General features: G+C 21.8%; 16 protein-coding genes and 2 tRNA genes. 4 read left to right on the top strand and 14 right to left on the bottom strand.

Annotation, left to right across the window (positions count from 1 at the left end; all coding sequences use genetic code 11):
• Positions 1 to 66 precede the first annotated feature (66 nt).
• From AB4W51_RS01775 to alaS, 4 genes are all read right to left on the bottom strand, one after another.
• Positions 67 to 140: transfer RNA gene (locus tag AB4W51_RS01775), tRNA-Arg, on the bottom strand.
• A gap of 14 nt (positions 141 to 154) precedes the next feature.
• Positions 155 to 240 (bottom strand) — tRNA-Ser (locus AB4W51_RS01770).
• A 144-nt stretch (positions 241 to 384) separates the two neighbouring features.
• Complete coding sequence (gene csrA, locus AB4W51_RS01765; protein WP_367676426.1) at positions 385 to 570, bottom strand: carbon storage regulator CsrA; 186 nt, start codon at positions 568 to 570, stop codon at positions 385 to 387.
• A gap of 172 nt (positions 571 to 742) precedes the next feature.
• Positions 743 to 3,382, bottom strand: a complete 2,640-nt coding sequence (alaS, locus tag AB4W51_RS01760) for an alanine--tRNA ligase (protein ID WP_367676425.1) — start codon at positions 3,380 to 3,382, stop codon at positions 743 to 745.
• A gap of 442 nt (positions 3,383 to 3,824) precedes the next feature.
• Here alaS and rluD point away from each other — a divergent pair, with 442 nt between their 5' ends.
• Positions 3,825 to 4,775: a 23S rRNA pseudouridine(1911/1915/1917) synthase RluD gene (gene rluD / locus AB4W51_RS01755; RefSeq protein WP_367676424.1), complete on the top strand. Its 951-nt coding sequence runs from the start codon at positions 3,825 to 3,827 to the stop codon at positions 4,773 to 4,775.
• A gap of 59 nt (positions 4,776 to 4,834) precedes the next feature.
• Here rluD and aroQ read toward each other — a convergent pair whose 3' ends face one another.
• A complete protein-coding gene (aroQ, locus tag AB4W51_RS01750) occupies positions 4,835 to 5,287 on the bottom strand; it encodes a type II 3-dehydroquinate dehydratase (protein WP_367676423.1) in 453 nt (150 codons plus the stop codon).
• 234 nt (positions 5,288 to 5,521) lie between these two features.
• On the opposite strand from aroQ, the gene tldD reads away from it, so the two are divergent.
• Positions 5,522 to 6,970, top strand: a complete 1,449-nt coding sequence (gene tldD, locus AB4W51_RS01745; RefSeq protein ID WP_367676422.1) for a metalloprotease TldD — start codon at positions 5,522 to 5,524, stop codon at positions 6,968 to 6,970.
• A gap of 134 nt (positions 6,971 to 7,104) precedes the next feature.
• Here the strand turns inward: tldD and rplS are convergent, their stop codons facing one another.
• The 6 genes from rplS to AB4W51_RS01715 form a co-directional block, all read right to left on the bottom strand.
• Positions 7,105 to 7,452, bottom strand: a complete 348-nt coding sequence (rplS, locus tag AB4W51_RS01740; RefSeq protein WP_367676421.1) for a 50S ribosomal protein L19 — start codon at positions 7,450 to 7,452, stop codon at positions 7,105 to 7,107.
• A gap of 93 nt (positions 7,453 to 7,545) precedes the next feature.
• A complete protein-coding gene (trmD, locus tag AB4W51_RS01735) occupies positions 7,546 to 8,283 on the bottom strand; it encodes a tRNA (guanosine(37)-N1)-methyltransferase TrmD (protein WP_367676420.1) in 738 nt (245 codons plus the stop codon).
• Positions 8,265 to 8,774: a ribosome maturation factor RimM gene (rimM, locus tag AB4W51_RS01730; protein WP_367676419.1), complete on the bottom strand. Its 510-nt coding sequence runs from the start codon at positions 8,772 to 8,774 to the stop codon at positions 8,265 to 8,267. Before rimM ends, trmD begins: the two co-directional genes overlap by 19 nt.
• A 1-nt stretch (position 8,775) precedes the next feature.
• Positions 8,776 to 9,027 (bottom strand): 30S ribosomal protein S16, encoded by a 252-nt coding sequence (gene rpsP, locus AB4W51_RS01725; protein WP_367676418.1) that lies wholly within the window; start codon positions 9,025 to 9,027, stop codon positions 8,776 to 8,778.
• 116 nt (positions 9,028 to 9,143) lie between these two features.
• Positions 9,144 to 10,487: a signal recognition particle protein gene (gene ffh / locus AB4W51_RS01720; protein ID WP_367676417.1), complete on the bottom strand. Its 1,344-nt coding sequence runs from the start codon at positions 10,485 to 10,487 to the stop codon at positions 9,144 to 9,146.
• Between the two features lie 219 nt (positions 10,488 to 10,706).
• Positions 10,707 to 11,849, bottom strand: coding sequence for a prephenate dehydratase domain-containing protein (locus AB4W51_RS01715; protein WP_367676416.1), 1,143 nt, complete (start codon positions 11,847 to 11,849; stop codon positions 10,707 to 10,709).
• Between the two features lie 381 nt (positions 11,850 to 12,230).
• Between AB4W51_RS01715 and rplM the strand changes: the two genes are divergently transcribed.
• Together rplM and rpsI are read left to right on the top strand one after the other, a co-directional pair.
• Positions 12,231 to 12,659, top strand: a complete 429-nt coding sequence (gene rplM / locus AB4W51_RS01710) for a 50S ribosomal protein L13 (RefSeq protein WP_367676415.1) — start codon at positions 12,231 to 12,233, stop codon at positions 12,657 to 12,659.
• Between the two features lie 24 nt (positions 12,660 to 12,683).
• The gene (rpsI, locus tag AB4W51_RS01705; RefSeq protein WP_367676414.1) at positions 12,684 to 13,076 is read left to right on the top strand and encodes a 30S ribosomal protein S9; all 393 of its coding nucleotides are present in this window, start codon (positions 12,684 to 12,686) and stop codon (positions 13,074 to 13,076) included.
• An 85-nt stretch (positions 13,077 to 13,161) separates the two neighbouring features.
• Here rpsI and cgtA read toward each other — a convergent pair whose 3' ends face one another.
• The 3 genes from cgtA to rplU form a co-directional block, all read right to left on the bottom strand.
• On the bottom strand, positions 13,162 to 14,169 hold the full coding sequence (gene cgtA, locus AB4W51_RS01700; protein WP_367676413.1) for an Obg family GTPase CgtA: 1,008 nt from the start codon (positions 14,167 to 14,169) through the stop codon (positions 13,162 to 13,164).
• 198 nt (positions 14,170 to 14,367) lie between these two features.
• A complete protein-coding gene (gene rpmA / locus AB4W51_RS01695) occupies positions 14,368 to 14,628 on the bottom strand; it encodes a 50S ribosomal protein L27 (RefSeq protein WP_367676412.1) in 261 nt (86 codons plus the stop codon).
• Between the two features lie 6 nt (positions 14,629 to 14,634).
• Positions 14,635 to 14,961: a 50S ribosomal protein L21 gene (gene rplU / locus AB4W51_RS01690; protein ID WP_367676411.1), complete on the bottom strand. Its 327-nt coding sequence runs from the start codon at positions 14,959 to 14,961 to the stop codon at positions 14,635 to 14,637.
• Positions 14,962 to 15,187: the final 226 nt, after the last annotated feature.

Below are 15,187 nucleotides of genomic sequence, written 5' to 3'. Positions count from 1 at the left end.
TTTAATATTGATTTTATATTTTAGTACTTTAATTAATATTTCTATTGATATTTAATTATTTTATATTGCATCCGGAAGGATTCGAACCTCCGACCGCTCGGTTCGTAGCCGAGTACTCTATCCATCTGAGCTACGGATGCAAATTATAAAATTTCGGTGAGAGAGGGATTCGAACCCTCGATGCTAGTTACACATACTCCCTTAGCAGGGGAGCGCCTTAAACCACTCGGCCATCTCACCTTATATTTTTTTATCTAATAGTTATTAGATAGTATTATCTGCTTTATTTATTTTTAATGATACGTTTTTTATGTTAAAAAATCAAATAATTTTTTATTAGACTCTACGTCTTACAATTCTTAAAGATGTAAGACGTAAAGAAATTTAATAATTAGATTCTTGTTTTTTTTCTGCTTGAATTCTTTGATATATTTCTTCTCGATGTACTGAAATTTCTTTAGGTGCATTTACACCCAGTCGAACTTGATTTCCTTTTACACCGAGAACAGTTACAGTGATTTCATCTCCAATAACTAGTGTTTCTCCAACTCTTCGAGTTAAAATCAGCATTGTTTGCTCCTTGCAAAAATAATAATTATATTGTTAGTTTGTTTATTATATTCTATCTTGAATATAAATAAAATTTTTTAGTTCTTACCATAATGATGTACAAATGATAATTTTAAAAAAAATATTATAGTAATATGTTTTTATTTTTTATTATTATTTATCAATAAAACTATTATTGATTGATTTTTTTTATAATCCATTGTTTTATATTATTTAGTGTACTAGATAATAATTCTATTTTTTCACCTCCACCGCCTTCTGATAAGGAAGGATTGCCTCCTCCTTTTCCACCGATGTGTGCTATTATTTTTTTTGCAATTTTATTAGCTTGTATATTATTATTTAATGTTTTACTAATATTGATAATAAAATAAATTTTATTTTTATTGACAGTTGTTAAAATAATAATTGAAGAATTGAGATTTAGTTTGATTTTATCAATAATAGTACGTAGTAGTTTTATATTAAAATTATGAACATTTTCAATTAATATATTAATATTATTGATTAATTGATTTTTTTTTATTAATTGATTTTTTATATTTATTAATTCTATTTCTGTAAAATATTCAATTTTTTTTTCTAAAATTTTGTTTTTTTCAATTAATATTTTTATTTTATCAAGAACATTGTTTTCATTAGCATTGAGAATATTAATTATATTTTTTATTTCTATTTCTTTTTTTTGTATAAATTTAACAGCATTTTTACCTGTTATTGCTTCTATTCTTCTAATTCCAGATCCTATACTTTTTTCATTAATGATTTTGAAAAGGCCTATATTTCCTGTATGACTACTATGAGTACCTCCACATAATTCTACAGAATAATTATTAATAGACACAATTCTGACAATATCATTATATTTTTCATGAAATAACGCTAATATTCCTTTTTGTTTAGCATTATTGAATGTATCAATTGTTGTATTAATTGGTATATTTTTTAAAATATAATAATTGATTATATTTTCTATTTTTTGTATTATTTCAATTGTAATTTTTTGATAACATACAAAATCAAATCTTAAATATGAATCATTTACTAAAGATCCTTTTTGGACAGTATTTTCACCAAATATATTTCTTAAAGTAGAATGTAATAAATGAGTAGCAGAATGATTATTTTGAATTAGAATTCTATTTTTGATATTTATTTTTGCAGTTATTAATTGATTAATATTTATTTCACCTGATTTTAATATTCCATAATGTCCTATTCCAATACCATGTTTTTTTGTATTTTTAACTTCAAAAACATTTTCATCTTTTAATATTATTCCAATATCTCCTATTTGTCCTCCTGATTCAGGATAAAAAGGTGTTTGATTTAGAATAATAATTCCTGATTCTCCAACAGTTAATTTTTTTACAGAAATTCCATTAACGAAAATTTGTTGAATTGTAGATTTAATTTCATATTTATTATAACCGACAAAAATAGAATGATGTTTAATATCTATGTATAGTTCATGATTGTTCTTAAACATATTTGATTTTCTTGTTTGTTTTTTTTGCAAACTCATTTCTTTTTTAAAACCTTCATAATCTATTTTTAAATTGTATTCTTTGCAAAAATCAGCTGTTAAATCTATTGGAAAACCGAATGTATCATATAATTTAAAAATCGTTTTTCCGTTTAATATTTTCCCTTTCATTTTTTGTATTTTTGATTTTAATAATTTTATTCCACGACTAATAGTATAATTAAATTGAATTTCTTCTTGTTTTAATATATTTTGAATAATCTTTTCTCGTTTTTTAATTAATAATGATTCTTCTTCCATTGCTTGAATTAAAGTGGGTACTAACTTATAAAAAAATAATTTATTCATACCGCTAGTATAAGCATGTCTTAAAGCTCTTCTAATAATTCTTCTTAATACATATCCTCTTCCTTCATTACTAGGTAATATGTTTTCTGAAATTAAAAATGATGCAGATCTAATATGATCAGCTATAATATGAATAGATTTTTTTTCATTAATATTAATGTTTGGATTAAATTGGATAATAGATTTTATTATTTTTTCAAAAATATCAATTTCATAATTTGATTTCTTGTTTTGTAAAATTCTTGTAATTCTTTCTAACCCCATACCAGTGTCTACAGATGGAATCGGTAATTTTATTAATTGACCATCATATGTACGATTATATTCCATAAAAACTATATTCCAAATTTCTACTTGTCCTTTCAGTGTATTTGTACAATAATTGATAGAATTATTTAAATAAGCATTGGTAGTATCATAAAAAATTTCTGTTGAAGGACCACATGGTCCATAATCACCCATCTGCCAAAAATTATCAGAATTAAATTGAGAATTTTTATTGTCTTTGATAAAAACAACTTTATTTTTAGGTAACTTTATAGTATTAATCCATATATTATATGTTTCTTGATCTTTATGATATACTGTTACCCATAATCTATTTTGATTTAAATTAAACCATTTTTCGGATGTTAATAATTCCCATGCATATAAAATAGCTTCTTTTTTAAAATAATCGCCAAAACTAAAATTTCCTAACATTTCAAAAAAAGTATGATGATTTTCACTATAACCAATATTATCTAAATCATTATGTTTTCCTCCTGTACGTAAACATTTTTGAATGGTTGCTACACGAGTATATTTATTTTTATTTTGTCCTAAAAAAATATCTTTAAATTGATTCATTCCGGCATTTGTAAACAATAAAGTAGAATCATTTTCTGGTATTAATGAACTACTAGCCATTATCTCATGACCTTTTTTTTTGAAAAAAGTCAAAAACATTTTACGTATGTCATTAGTATTTATTTTCATTTTAATTTTATTTTTAGATATATTTTAGTTATTTTAATTTATTTCATTATTATTCTAATGATTGAATTATTTATCTTAATATATATTGATTAATACATAAAAATTATATTTTTAAAAATATTTTAATATATTAATTATTAGTAACAATCATTTTTATTTTTTTCAATTATTAGTTTTATATAATTTCAATTTTAGAATATTTTTTAAACTTTATTTGAAATATTATTAATTAAAAATACATACATAATTATTTTTTATGTAATAATATTATGCATGTATAATTGAAGATTGGTTATTATATTAAAATAATTTATTTATATAAAAAAAATTTAAAATAATAATGTTTTTATATAAATAAATTAATATATTTATCAATTCTATATTTATTTTTCATATATTTATATATTATAATTAATATCAATTATTAAATTATAATTTTATTATGGACAAAAAAATAGAATTATTTGCACAAATACCTTATAAAAATGGATTAAAGAAACGGTTAGACCATATATTAGTAGAATTATTTAATGATTACTCTCGTGAAACTTTAAAAAAATGGATTCTTAATAATCAAGTTTTAGTTAATCAAAAAATTGTCAATCAACCAGATAAAAAATTTTTTGGTGGTGAAACAATTTTAATTATTGCAAAAATTCAAAAAACTGATTTATTACAACCAGAAAACATTCCTATTGATATTGTTTATGAAGATGAATATATTTTTGTTGTGAATAAATATGATAATTTAGTGGTACATCCATCTCCTGGTCATTTAGATGGTACTTTATTAAATGCTTTATTATTTTTAAATAATAATATTAAATATTTACCACGATCAGGAATAGTACATCGTTTAGATAAAGATACAACAGGATTAATGGTCGTTGCCAAAACTTTATTAGCATATAATCAATTAAAAGAATTAATTTTAGCTAGAAAAATGTTTCGCGAATACAAAACTATTGTGTTTGGTTCTATGATATCTGGTGGAAAAATTGATGAACCAATTATGCGTCATTCAGTAAAAAGAAAAAAAATGACTACAAATATTTTAGGTAAAAAATCCATTACAAATTATCGAATTATTAATAAATTTAAATTTCATACTTATCTACGTATTATACCAGAAACTGGTCGAACACATCAAATTCGTGTTCATATGTCTTTTATTAATCATCCAATTGTTGGTGATAAATTATATTATAAAAAAAATATTTATCTTAATGGATTGTCTAGAAATATTTTTAATATTATTAAAAAATTTCCTAGACAAGCATTACATTCAACAAAATTAAGTTTTTTACATCCTATTACTAAAAAAATTATGTTATGGGAAATTGATATTCCTCAAGATATGAAAAAATTATTGCATATTTTGTCGAGTTATTAAAAATAATTATGATAATTTTATATATATATAATATTTTTAATTTTTTATTTATGTAATGATTAGTGTTTATTTTTTAGACGATAAGAAGCAATTTCCAATGCCCAAAAATATCCTTTTACACCACATCCAGATATTATTCCTTGAGAAATGTCTGAGAACCAAGATAAGGCACGAAATTTTTCTCTAGCATAAATATTAGAAATATGTACTTCAATAAAAGGAATATTAATAGCTAATAAACTATCTCTTAAAGCAATACTAGTATGTGTAAAAGCAGCAGGATTGATAACAATATAATGAAATTTATTTTGAGATTGATGTATTTTATTGATTAATTCATGTTCTGCGTTAGATTGAAAATGTGATAAATTAATATTTAGTTTAACTGCTTTTTCATGTAATTCTGTTACTAATTTTTCTATTGTGGTTGTACCATAAATCTGTGGCTCTCGATTACCTAAAAGGTTAATATTAGGTCCATTTAATACTAATATATTAAACATATTTTTCATAAGTTTTGACTTAAAATATTTTATTAAAAAAAATAAATATTAAAAATAATAATGAAATATAAATATCTATCTATTAATTATATATATAATCATTTAAAATTCAATATAAAATTTATTTTTTAATAAAAATTTTTATTTTTATACATTAATTATATATTTAATATATTTAATTTTATTTTTTAAAATATTTATGTATTTTTATAATTAAAAACTATTATAAATAAGTGAGTTTATATGATACTGAGCTCGGTGACAGATCAATTATTAACTATGAATAATCTTGATTATGAAGATTTGTTATTTCTTTTAACTGATTTATCTAATCGTAAACTAGATTATGGGGAATTATATTTTCAATCTCAATATTATGAAAATTGGTCCTTAGAAGATGGAATAATAAAAAATTCTCATTATCATTTTGATCAAGGTGTGGGTGTTAGGGTTATTCATAATACGAGCACTGGTTTTTCATATTCTAATAAAATTACATTAGAAACATTACAACAAAATGTACAAATCGCAAAAAAAATTATTAATAGCAATCAATCTACTAAAATTAATCAATTAAAATTTTGTAATACGCCTAATTTATATAAAATTAATAATCCTTTATTAACATTTACTAATAAAGAAAAAATAGATCTTTTATATAGAATTAATAATATTGCAAAAAAAATTGACAATAGAATAATAAAACTTAATGCTAGTTTAACTGGTATATATGAACAGATTTTAGTAACTTCAACAGATGGTAATTTAGCAGCTGATATTAGACCCTTAGTTCATCTATCAATTAGTGTCTTAGTAGAATCCAATAATAATAGAGAGCGAGGTTATAGTGGTGGAGGAGGACGTAATGATTATAACTTTTATTTTGAAAAAAATGAAATAGGAGAAATATGGTTAGAACATTTAACTAAAGAAGCTGTGAGAATAGCAATATTAAATTTATCTGCTGTATCTGCTCCGTCAGGAATGTATCCTGTTGTATTGGGTAATGGTTGGCCTGGAGTATTATTACATGAAGCGGTTGGTCATGGTTTAGAAGGTGATTTTAATCGTCGTCAAACATCTGTTTTTAGTAATAAAATAGGTCAAAAAGTAGCATCACATTTATGTACTGTGGTTGATGATGGAACTATCAATAATAGACGTGGTTCTTTAAATATTGATGATGAAGGAGTACCTACTCAATATAATATTTTAATAAAAGATGGAATTTTAACAAGTTATTTACAAGATAAATTTAATGCTAAATTAATGCATACAGTTTCGACTGGAAATGCAAGAAGAGAATCATATTCTCATTTACCAATGCCAAGAATGACGAATACATATTTATTGTCTGGAAAATCTAATCCTGATGATATTTTAAATAGTGTTGATTATGGTTTATATGCATCAAATTTTTCTGGTGGTCAAGTAGATATTACTTCTGGTAATTTTGTTTTTTCTACTTCTGAAGCTTATATTGTAAAAAACGGAAAAATTACTGTACCAGTAAAAGGAGCTACTTTAATTGGATCAGGAATAGATGTTATGAATATGATTTCTATGGTAGGTAATGATTTAAAAATGGATACTGGTGTAGGTATATGTATTAAAGATGGTCAGAGTATACCTGTTGGAATTGGTCAACCAACTATTAAAGTTGATAAATTAACTATTGGTGGTTCTGGATAAAATATAAAATATCAAAAATTTTTAATTGGTATTGTTTTTAGATGCATATTTTTATAAAGTTTGTTATTTTTGCAGTCTAGCATAGCAAGCTGACTGCATGATATTTATATTTTATAAAAATAAGATTTTTATTTTTAATTGATTTTTTCTTTTATTCTTGCTGATTTTCCTTTTCGATTTCTTAAATAATATAATTTAGCTTGTCGTACATCTCCTTTTCTTTTTAGAATAACTGAATCAATTATAGGAGAATAAGTTTGAAAAACTCTTTCTATTCCTTCTCCATTAGATATTTTTCTAACACAAAATGCTGAATTTAATTGACGATTTCTTATTGCAATTACTATTCCTTCGAAAGATTGCAGACGTTTTTTAGAACCTTCTACAACCCATACTTTGACTTCAATAGTATCACCAGATCTAAATTTTGGTATGATTTTAGTCATTTGTTCTTTTTCAATGATTTGAATAATATTATTCATTGCTTATCCTATAAAAATTAACATAAATATAAATTTTTATTGTTTATATTATTTATATTTTTACTTTTTTTGAATTTTTTAATCAAATTTTTATTATTGATTTTCATTTTTTTTTAATAGTTCTGGACGTCTATGCAAAGTTCTTTTTAGTGATTCTATTTTTCTCCATTTTTTTATTTTTTCATGATTTCCAGATAATAAAATTGTTGGAACACATTTTCCTTCTATGTTTATTGGTCTAGTATAATAAGGACAATCAAGTAGATTATTATAAAATGAGTCTGATTGAAATGATTTTTCATCTTGCAAAACACCTGGTTGAATACGAATTAAAGAATCAATAAATACCATTGCAGCGAGTTCTCCACCACTAATTATATAATCACCTATAGAATATTCTTCATCTACTTCCATTTCTATAATTCTTTCATCAATTCCTTTATATCTTCCACATATGAGAATTATTTGAGAAAATTTAGAAAATGAACAAATTATTTTTTGATTTAATAATTTTCCTTGTGGTGATAAATAAATTGTTTTAGTAATACCTTTTTTTTTTATAGATTTGATATGTCTAATAGTTTGAATCAAGGGTATAGCTGACATAATCATTCCAGGTCCACCACCATATGGTTTATTGTCTATATTTTTACGTTTTTTTGATGTATAATTTCTTGGGTTCCAGCATTTTATTTTTAAAATGTTATTTTTGATTGCTTTAGCGATAATGCCATAATTTGTTAGAATTTGAAACATTTCTGGAAAAATACTAATAATATCAATCCATATTACAGAAGTGGATTGTTGATTATTTAAGATTTTATTGTCCATTCTACTGTAATAACCTTATGAATTAAATTAATATTTTTAATTACTTGATGCATAATAAATGGGATTAATATTATTTTTTGATTTAAATTATTGTTTTTTATAATAAGAATATCATTAGAACCAGTATTTATTATATTTGTAACTATTCCTATATTATTGTTAAAATTAATAATATGACAATTAATAATATCTTTCCAATAATATTCATGTTCAGGTAATTTTGGTAATTGTTCTTCATGAACCAGAATTGAATAATTATTTAATTTTTGAGCTATTTCACGATCGTTAATATTTTTAATTTTAATTAATAATATTTTTTTTTGTTTTTTCCAAAATAATGGTTTAATTATTTTAGATTTTTTTTGATTAGTAATTAACCATGGAATATAATTGAATATTTTTTCAGGTTTTTCTGTAAAAGAAAAAATTTTTATCCAACCTAAAATACCATATGGAGCAATAATTTTTCCTATTTTTATAAAATGATACATTTTATAATTTATTTTTCGTTTGTTTTTTAATTAAAAAATTAATCTTTTTAGATAATTGAGCTCCTTGTTGTTGCCAATATTTTAATCGATCTATTTTTATAAATAATTTTTCTGCTTTTCCTGAAGCTATAGGATTAAAAAATCCAATTTTTTCAATAAACCTGCCATTAATAGGGAAACGACTATCAGCAATAATAATTTTATAAAAAGGTCTTTTTTTTACACCATGTCTAGCTAAACGAATTTTTACCATAATTTTTTCTCTATATATGTTTAAATAATTTTTATTATACTAGATTTTAGCAATAATATGCATCTAAAATTATTTTAAAATACTAATTATTAATATTTATTAAAAAATAATTGTTATTATAAAATACTGTTTTTTATATTTTTTAGTATATTGCCAATTCCTTTGTTTTTAATTTTTTTAACTGTTTTTTTGATTTCTTCAAAATTTTTTAATAGTATATTAATTTCATGTACTTGAGTTGCTGAACCTTTTGCAATACGTTTTTTTCTAGATCCTTTAATTATTTCCGGTGAGTTTCTTTCTTTAGGTGTCATAGAATTTATAATAGCTTCTATTTTAATTAACATTTTTTTATCAAAATAAGATTTAAAATTTTTTGTAATTATTGCATTATGAGGTAATTTTTGTATAAGATTTGTAATATTTCCCATTTTTGTTATTTTATTGATATGTATTAAAAAATCATTTAAATTAAAATTATTATTTTTTTTAATATTTTTAGTCATTTTTATTATTTTGTATTTATCTACTGTATTTTCAATTTCTTTAATCACTGATAACATATCATCCATTCCTAAAATTCTAGATGCTATTTTTTCTGGATCAAATAATTTTAAATCATTTAATTGTTCTCCAGTTCCAATAAATTTAATAGGTATGTTTGTTAAATAACGAATGGATAATGCAACTCCACCTCTGGCATCTCCATCAGTTTTTGTTAAAATAACACCAGTTATATTGATAATGTTATTAAAAGTATTGATGATATTAATTGAATCTTGTCCGATCATAGAATCTATAATAAAAAGTGTTTCAATTGGATTAATTATTTTATGTATGGTTTTTATTTCATTCATCATATCAACATCAACGTGTAATCGACCTGCAGTATCAATTATTAATGCATCATACATTTTTAATTGAGCATATTTTAAAGCTTTTTTAGAAATTTCTATTGGTTTTTCTTCTTTATTGATAGGGAAAAAATCAATATTAATTTGTTTAGATAATATCTCTAGTTGTTTGATAGCTGCAAATCGATATATATCTGCAGATGTAATTAATATTTTTTTTTTGTTTGTTTCTTTAATAAATTTTCCTAATTTAGCTACTGTGGTTGTTTTCCCTACTCCTTGTAAACCTATTACTAGAATAACAGCTGGAGGTGTAATGGCTAAATTTATTTCATTGTTTTTTTGACCCATAATAATAATCAATTCTTTTTTAATAATTTTTAAAAATTCTTGACCCGGTGTTAAACTATTATTGATGTTATATCCAATAAATTTATTTTTAACAGAATGAATAAAATTTTGAATAACTGATAAGGCAACATCTGCTTCTAATAATGACTTCCTAATTTCTCTTAATGTATCTTTAATATTTTTTTCTGTGATTCTTCCTTGATTAGATATATTTTTAATTGTTTTAGATAAACGTTCAGTTAATTTGGAAAACATAATCATTATCCTAATAAATTTAATATTTTCATCAATAACATATGATTTTTCTGTTTTTTATGAGTTTTTATAATATTAATATATAAAAATATATTTTTATATAATTAACTTAATGATATTCTTAATTAAAAATTAATTTCATTAATTATGTTATTAATAATTTATTGATTAATAAATATTTTTTTTTAGTTATTTTTATTGATTCAATAGTATTGATTTTTATTGTTGATTTATTTTTTCAATGTCGTAATATCCTAATATTTTTATTGATTCTGTTATATTATGTAAATATTTTAAAATATTTTTAATTTCTACTAAATCACAATTTTTTAAAAAAGTAATATAAATTGTATTTAATAATGGTTGAGTAATACTAGTTCGAGATATAAAATTAGTAATTTTTATTTTTTCTTTATGAAAAATTGATAATATTTTTTGAATGTTATCAGAATTTTTTTTAATATGAATTAATAAAATAGTTTTCATGTTATTTTGATTTTTTATTTCTTTCATATGATGACTTAAAATAATAAATTTTGTAGTATTATTAATTTGATTACTAATATTTTTTTTTATTACATGTAAATTGTATATTTTCCCACTTTTTTCATGTCCTAATGCAGCAAATTGATGATTTTGTTGTTTAAAAATATGATACATAGCATCAGTACTACTATTTTTGTATTTTATTTTCCAATTTGGATATTTTTTAATAAATTTATTACATTGTAAAAATGGTTGATAATGTGTAAATAGTGTATTTATATTTTGAATATTAGTGTTTTTTAATGCTAGCAAACAATGTTGAATTGGAAGATCTATTTCTTTAATAATATATAAACTAGTATTTTCTAATACGTCATAAACTTCATTAATTAATCCTGAAGATGTATTTTCCATTGGAAGAATAGCATAATTATTATTGTTTTCTTCTGTTTTTTTGATTATGTTTTTAAAATTAATACATGCGTATTTTACATATTGCTTAAAATATGTTTTTTCATATTTTTGAGCAGCAATATAGGAATATGAACCTTTGGGTCCAAGATAAAATAATTTATTTTTATTTAATTTATGGTTTTTTTCAAAAAATAATTTTTGTATAAATATAGAATAATTTATAATAATTTTAAATATTTTATTAACAAAATCTGTATTTATGTTTTTTTCTGTAGCTAATTTTATTATATTGAATAATAATTCTTTTTCTCTTGTTTTGTCTCTTATTTTTATTTTTTTATCTAGTTTAATTTTTGCAATTTGAATGGAAATAGATTCTCTTTGTTTAATTAAATTAATTATTTTTTCATCAATATTATTAATATTAGATCTTAATTTTAGCATTGGATCAATAGACTGCATAATAATTACCTATTAATATGTTATAATTTTAATCGTATCATAAAAATACTGTTTTATTTTTATGTTTTATAAATAATTTTGTACATTTAATTATATAAAAATATTTTTTATAAAAAATATTAAATATTTATAATTATTAAATTATATATAAAAATAATAAAAATGATAATTGATTATTTATATAAAAATTTCTTATTTAAAAACAGTTTTTGTAGAAATTTTTAGTGTTTCATTTAATATATTATGGAAGATTTATTGTTAATGATTATAAGATAATATTTTTATATAATATCAACACTATAATTTTTTATAATTAATTTTATGAATATTATTTATTTTTACAATTATTTTTATTTATTCATACAATATTAGGTAAAAAGAATGAAAACTTTTTCTATAAAACAAAATAATGTAAAACAATCTTGGTATTATGTTGATGCCAGTGGAAAAATTTTAGGACGATTAGCAACAGAATTAGCAAGAAGATTACGTGGTAAACATAAAATAGAATTTACTCCTCATATAGATACCGGAGATTATTTAATAGTTTTAAATGCAAATAAAGTATTAGTCACAGGTAAAAAGTCTACCAATAAATTTTATTATCATCATACAGGTTATGTAGGAGGTATAAAAAAAATAACTTTTCAGGAAATGATTTTAAAATTTCCTGAAAGAACGATTAAAATTGCAGTGCAAGGAATGTTACCAAAAAATTCTTTAGGTAGGATTATGTTAAGTAAACTAAAAATATATGCTACTAATGACCATAATCATATTGCTCAAAAACCAAAATTGTTAAATTTTTAAGTATAGAGGTTTATATATAATCATATGAATAAAGTGACCAATTATGGAACTGGAAGACGTAAACGTTCCTCTGCAAGAGTGTTTTTTAAATTAGGATCTGGAAAAATAGTAGTTAATAAACGATCATTAGAAGAATATTTTGGTCGTAAAACATCCTGTATGATTGTTTTGCAACCTTTAGAAATTATGAATTTAAATGAAAAATTTGATTTTTATATTACTGTCAAAGGTGGAGGCATTTCTGGTCAAGCAGGAGCTATTCGTCAAGGAATAACTAAAGCTTTAATAAAATATGATGAAACTTTTCGTCCTACTTTAAGAAATGCTGGATTTGTAACTCGTGATTCTAGACAAGTAGAACGTAAAAAGGTTGGTTTAAGAAAAGCTAGATGTCGTCCTCAATTTTCAAAAAGATAATATAATAATTTTAAATAATATTTAATATTTTTCATCCACGGTTATTATTTTATCACATCAGGTTTAATTTTTTATATAATAGTTTTTAACTATTATATAAAAAATTAAAAATATCTGAACATAATTTATCGGTGCCTATTTTTTTTAGCGATGAAATTAAATATACTTTTGGTTTAGGAATGATATTTTTTAATATTTTGTTTATTTTTGATTTTATTTGTTCAATATTTAATAAATCAATTTTATTAAATACTAACCATCTTGGTTTTTGATACAATTGCATATTATATTGTTTTATTTCTGTTATTATTATTCTAATATCATTTATTATTAATTTAATGTCATTAGATGAAATATCAATAATATGTAATAAAATTTTACATCTTTCTAAATGTTTTAAGAATTGTATCCCCAAACCAATTCCTTGAGATGCTCCTGCAATTAATCCTGGGATATCAGCTATAACAAAACTATTTTTTTCTCCTATTTTAACTACCCCTAAAGTTGGTATAATTGTAGTAAATGGATAATCTGCTATTTTAGGTTTAGCCGATGAAATTTTTGTGATTAATGTAGATTTTCCAGCATTAGGCAATCCTAATGTACCAACATCTGCTAATAGTATTAATTCTAATTTAACATTTATTTGCTCACCTTTTTTACCTTTAGTGTTTTTTTTTGGTGTTCGATTGGTTGATGATTTAAATCTTGTATTCCCTAAACCATGCCATCCTCCTTTGGCAATTAGTATTTTTTCTTTTTCAATAATCATATCTAAAATAATTTCATCAGTATCATTATTAATAAGTCTAGTTCCTATAGGAACAGATAGAATTAAGTCTAAGCCTTTTTTACCTGAACAATTTTTCGGTTTTCCATTTTCTCCATTCATTGCATGAAATATTTTTTTAAACCTATAATCCACTAATGTATTTAAATTTTTTGAAGCTATTAACCATATATTACCACCGTCTCCGCCATCACCACCATTTGGCCCACCTTTTGGTATATATTTTTCTCTTCGAAAACTAGTACATCCATCTCCACCATTTCCGGCTTTTATGTTAATAATAGCTTCGTCAATAAATTTCATTTTTATTTCCGTTAATTAATTAATTTTTTTTTGCATTATTGAATCAAATAAAAATTTGTTTTTTTATATTTTTATTTTGATCGAAAAATATTTTTAAAAAAGATATATTGTTATCTTATTATTAATTTTATTTTTTAAAGTAAAACGCATTATATTAAATATCTATTGAAGATAAAATAATTTTTTTTTTAATATTTTTTATTTTTTTTGTATAATATTAATATATTTTTTATTTTTTATACCTTTTGTAATAAACTGCACGTATCCATTAATTTTTGAAAAAAGTGTATAATCTTTTCCACAACCAACATTGTTTCCAGGATGAAATTTAGTACCTCTTTGTTTAACAAGAATATTCCCTGCAAAAACTAATTCTCCACCAAATTTTTTGACTCCTAATCTTTTTGAATGTGAATCTCTTCCGTTTCTTGTAGACCCACCTGCTTTTTTATGTGCCATATTATTTTATCCTGATTGTATATTATTTTTAATTTCTTGTATTTTAACACTTGTATAAAATTGACGATGTCCTTGCTGTTTTTTATAATGTTTTCTTCTTCTAAATTTAATAATATGGATTTTTTTGTTTCTTCCTTGATCAATTACAGATCCTTGGATACTGATTTGATTCAGATATGGTGTACCAATATTAATTTTATTGTTATCAGATATCATTAATACTTGATTAAATTGAATTATATCACCAATTTTATGATTTATTTTTTCTAATTTAATTATTTGTCCTATTGTAACTCGGTATTGTTTTCCACCGTTTTTTAAAATTGCATACATATTTGACTCCATGGTTTAATTAATATCTTTTAAAATTTTTTATTTTTTTTTTAGAATTTTAAATTTTATTATTCAAAAGCAATATTTTGATTATATTTTTATTATAGAATTGATATTTTTTTTGTTAATTTTATTTTTGATTTTAATTTATTATTATATTATATATTTATATTAAATAGTTTTTTAATTATATATCATATGATAATTAATTATGTTTGTTATTATT

Source organism: Buchnera aphidicola (Eriosoma grossulariae) (genome assembly GCF_964059045.1).
GTDB classification, from domain to species: Bacteria; Pseudomonadota; Gammaproteobacteria; order Enterobacterales; family Enterobacteriaceae; genus Buchnera_D; species Buchnera_D aphidicola_A.
This window is presented reverse-complemented; position numbering and strand designations above follow the sequence as displayed.

Coding starts and splice junctions, on each gene's coding strand:
- csrA (WP_367676426.1), bottom strand. CDS start 570: ATGCTGATTTTAACTCGAAGAGTTGGAGAAACACTAGTTATTGGAGAT.
- alaS (WP_367676425.1), bottom strand. CDS start 3,382: ATGAAAATAAATACTAATGACATACGTAAAATGTTTTTGACTTTTTTC.
- rluD (WP_367676424.1), top strand. CDS start 3,825: ATGGACAAAAAAATAGAATTATTTGCACAAATACCTTATAAAAATGGA.
- aroQ (WP_367676423.1), bottom strand. CDS start 5,287: ATGAAAAATATGTTTAATATATTAGTATTAAATGGACCTAATATTAAC.
- tldD (WP_367676422.1), top strand. CDS start 5,522: ATGATACTGAGCTCGGTGACAGATCAATTATTAACTATGAATAATCTT.
- rplS (WP_367676421.1), bottom strand. CDS start 7,452: ATGAATAATATTATTCAAATCATTGAAAAAGAACAAATGACTAAAATC.
- trmD (WP_367676420.1), bottom strand. CDS start 8,283: ATGGACAATAAAATCTTAAATAATCAACAATCCACTTCTGTAATATGG.
- rimM (WP_367676419.1), bottom strand. CDS start 8,774: ATGTATCATTTTATAAAAATAGGAAAAATTATTGCTCCATATGGTATT.
- rpsP (WP_367676418.1), bottom strand. CDS start 9,027: ATGGTAAAAATTCGTTTAGCTAGACATGGTGTAAAAAAAAGACCTTTT.
- ffh (WP_367676417.1), bottom strand. CDS start 10,487: ATGTTTTCCAAATTAACTGAACGTTTATCTAAAACAATTAAAAATATA.
- AB4W51_RS01715 (WP_367676416.1), bottom strand. CDS start 11,849: ATGCAGTCTATTGATCCAATGCTAAAATTAAGATCTAATATTAATAAT.
- rplM (WP_367676415.1), top strand. CDS start 12,231: ATGAAAACTTTTTCTATAAAACAAAATAATGTAAAACAATCTTGGTAT.
- rpsI (WP_367676414.1), top strand. CDS start 12,684: ATGAATAAAGTGACCAATTATGGAACTGGAAGACGTAAACGTTCCTCT.
- cgtA (WP_367676413.1), bottom strand. CDS start 14,169: ATGAAATTTATTGACGAAGCTATTATTAACATAAAAGCCGGAAATGGT.
- rpmA (WP_367676412.1), bottom strand. CDS start 14,628: ATGGCACATAAAAAAGCAGGTGGGTCTACAAGAAACGGAAGAGATTCA.
- rplU (WP_367676411.1), bottom strand. CDS start 14,961: ATGTATGCAATTTTAAAAAACGGTGGAAAACAATACCGAGTTACAATA.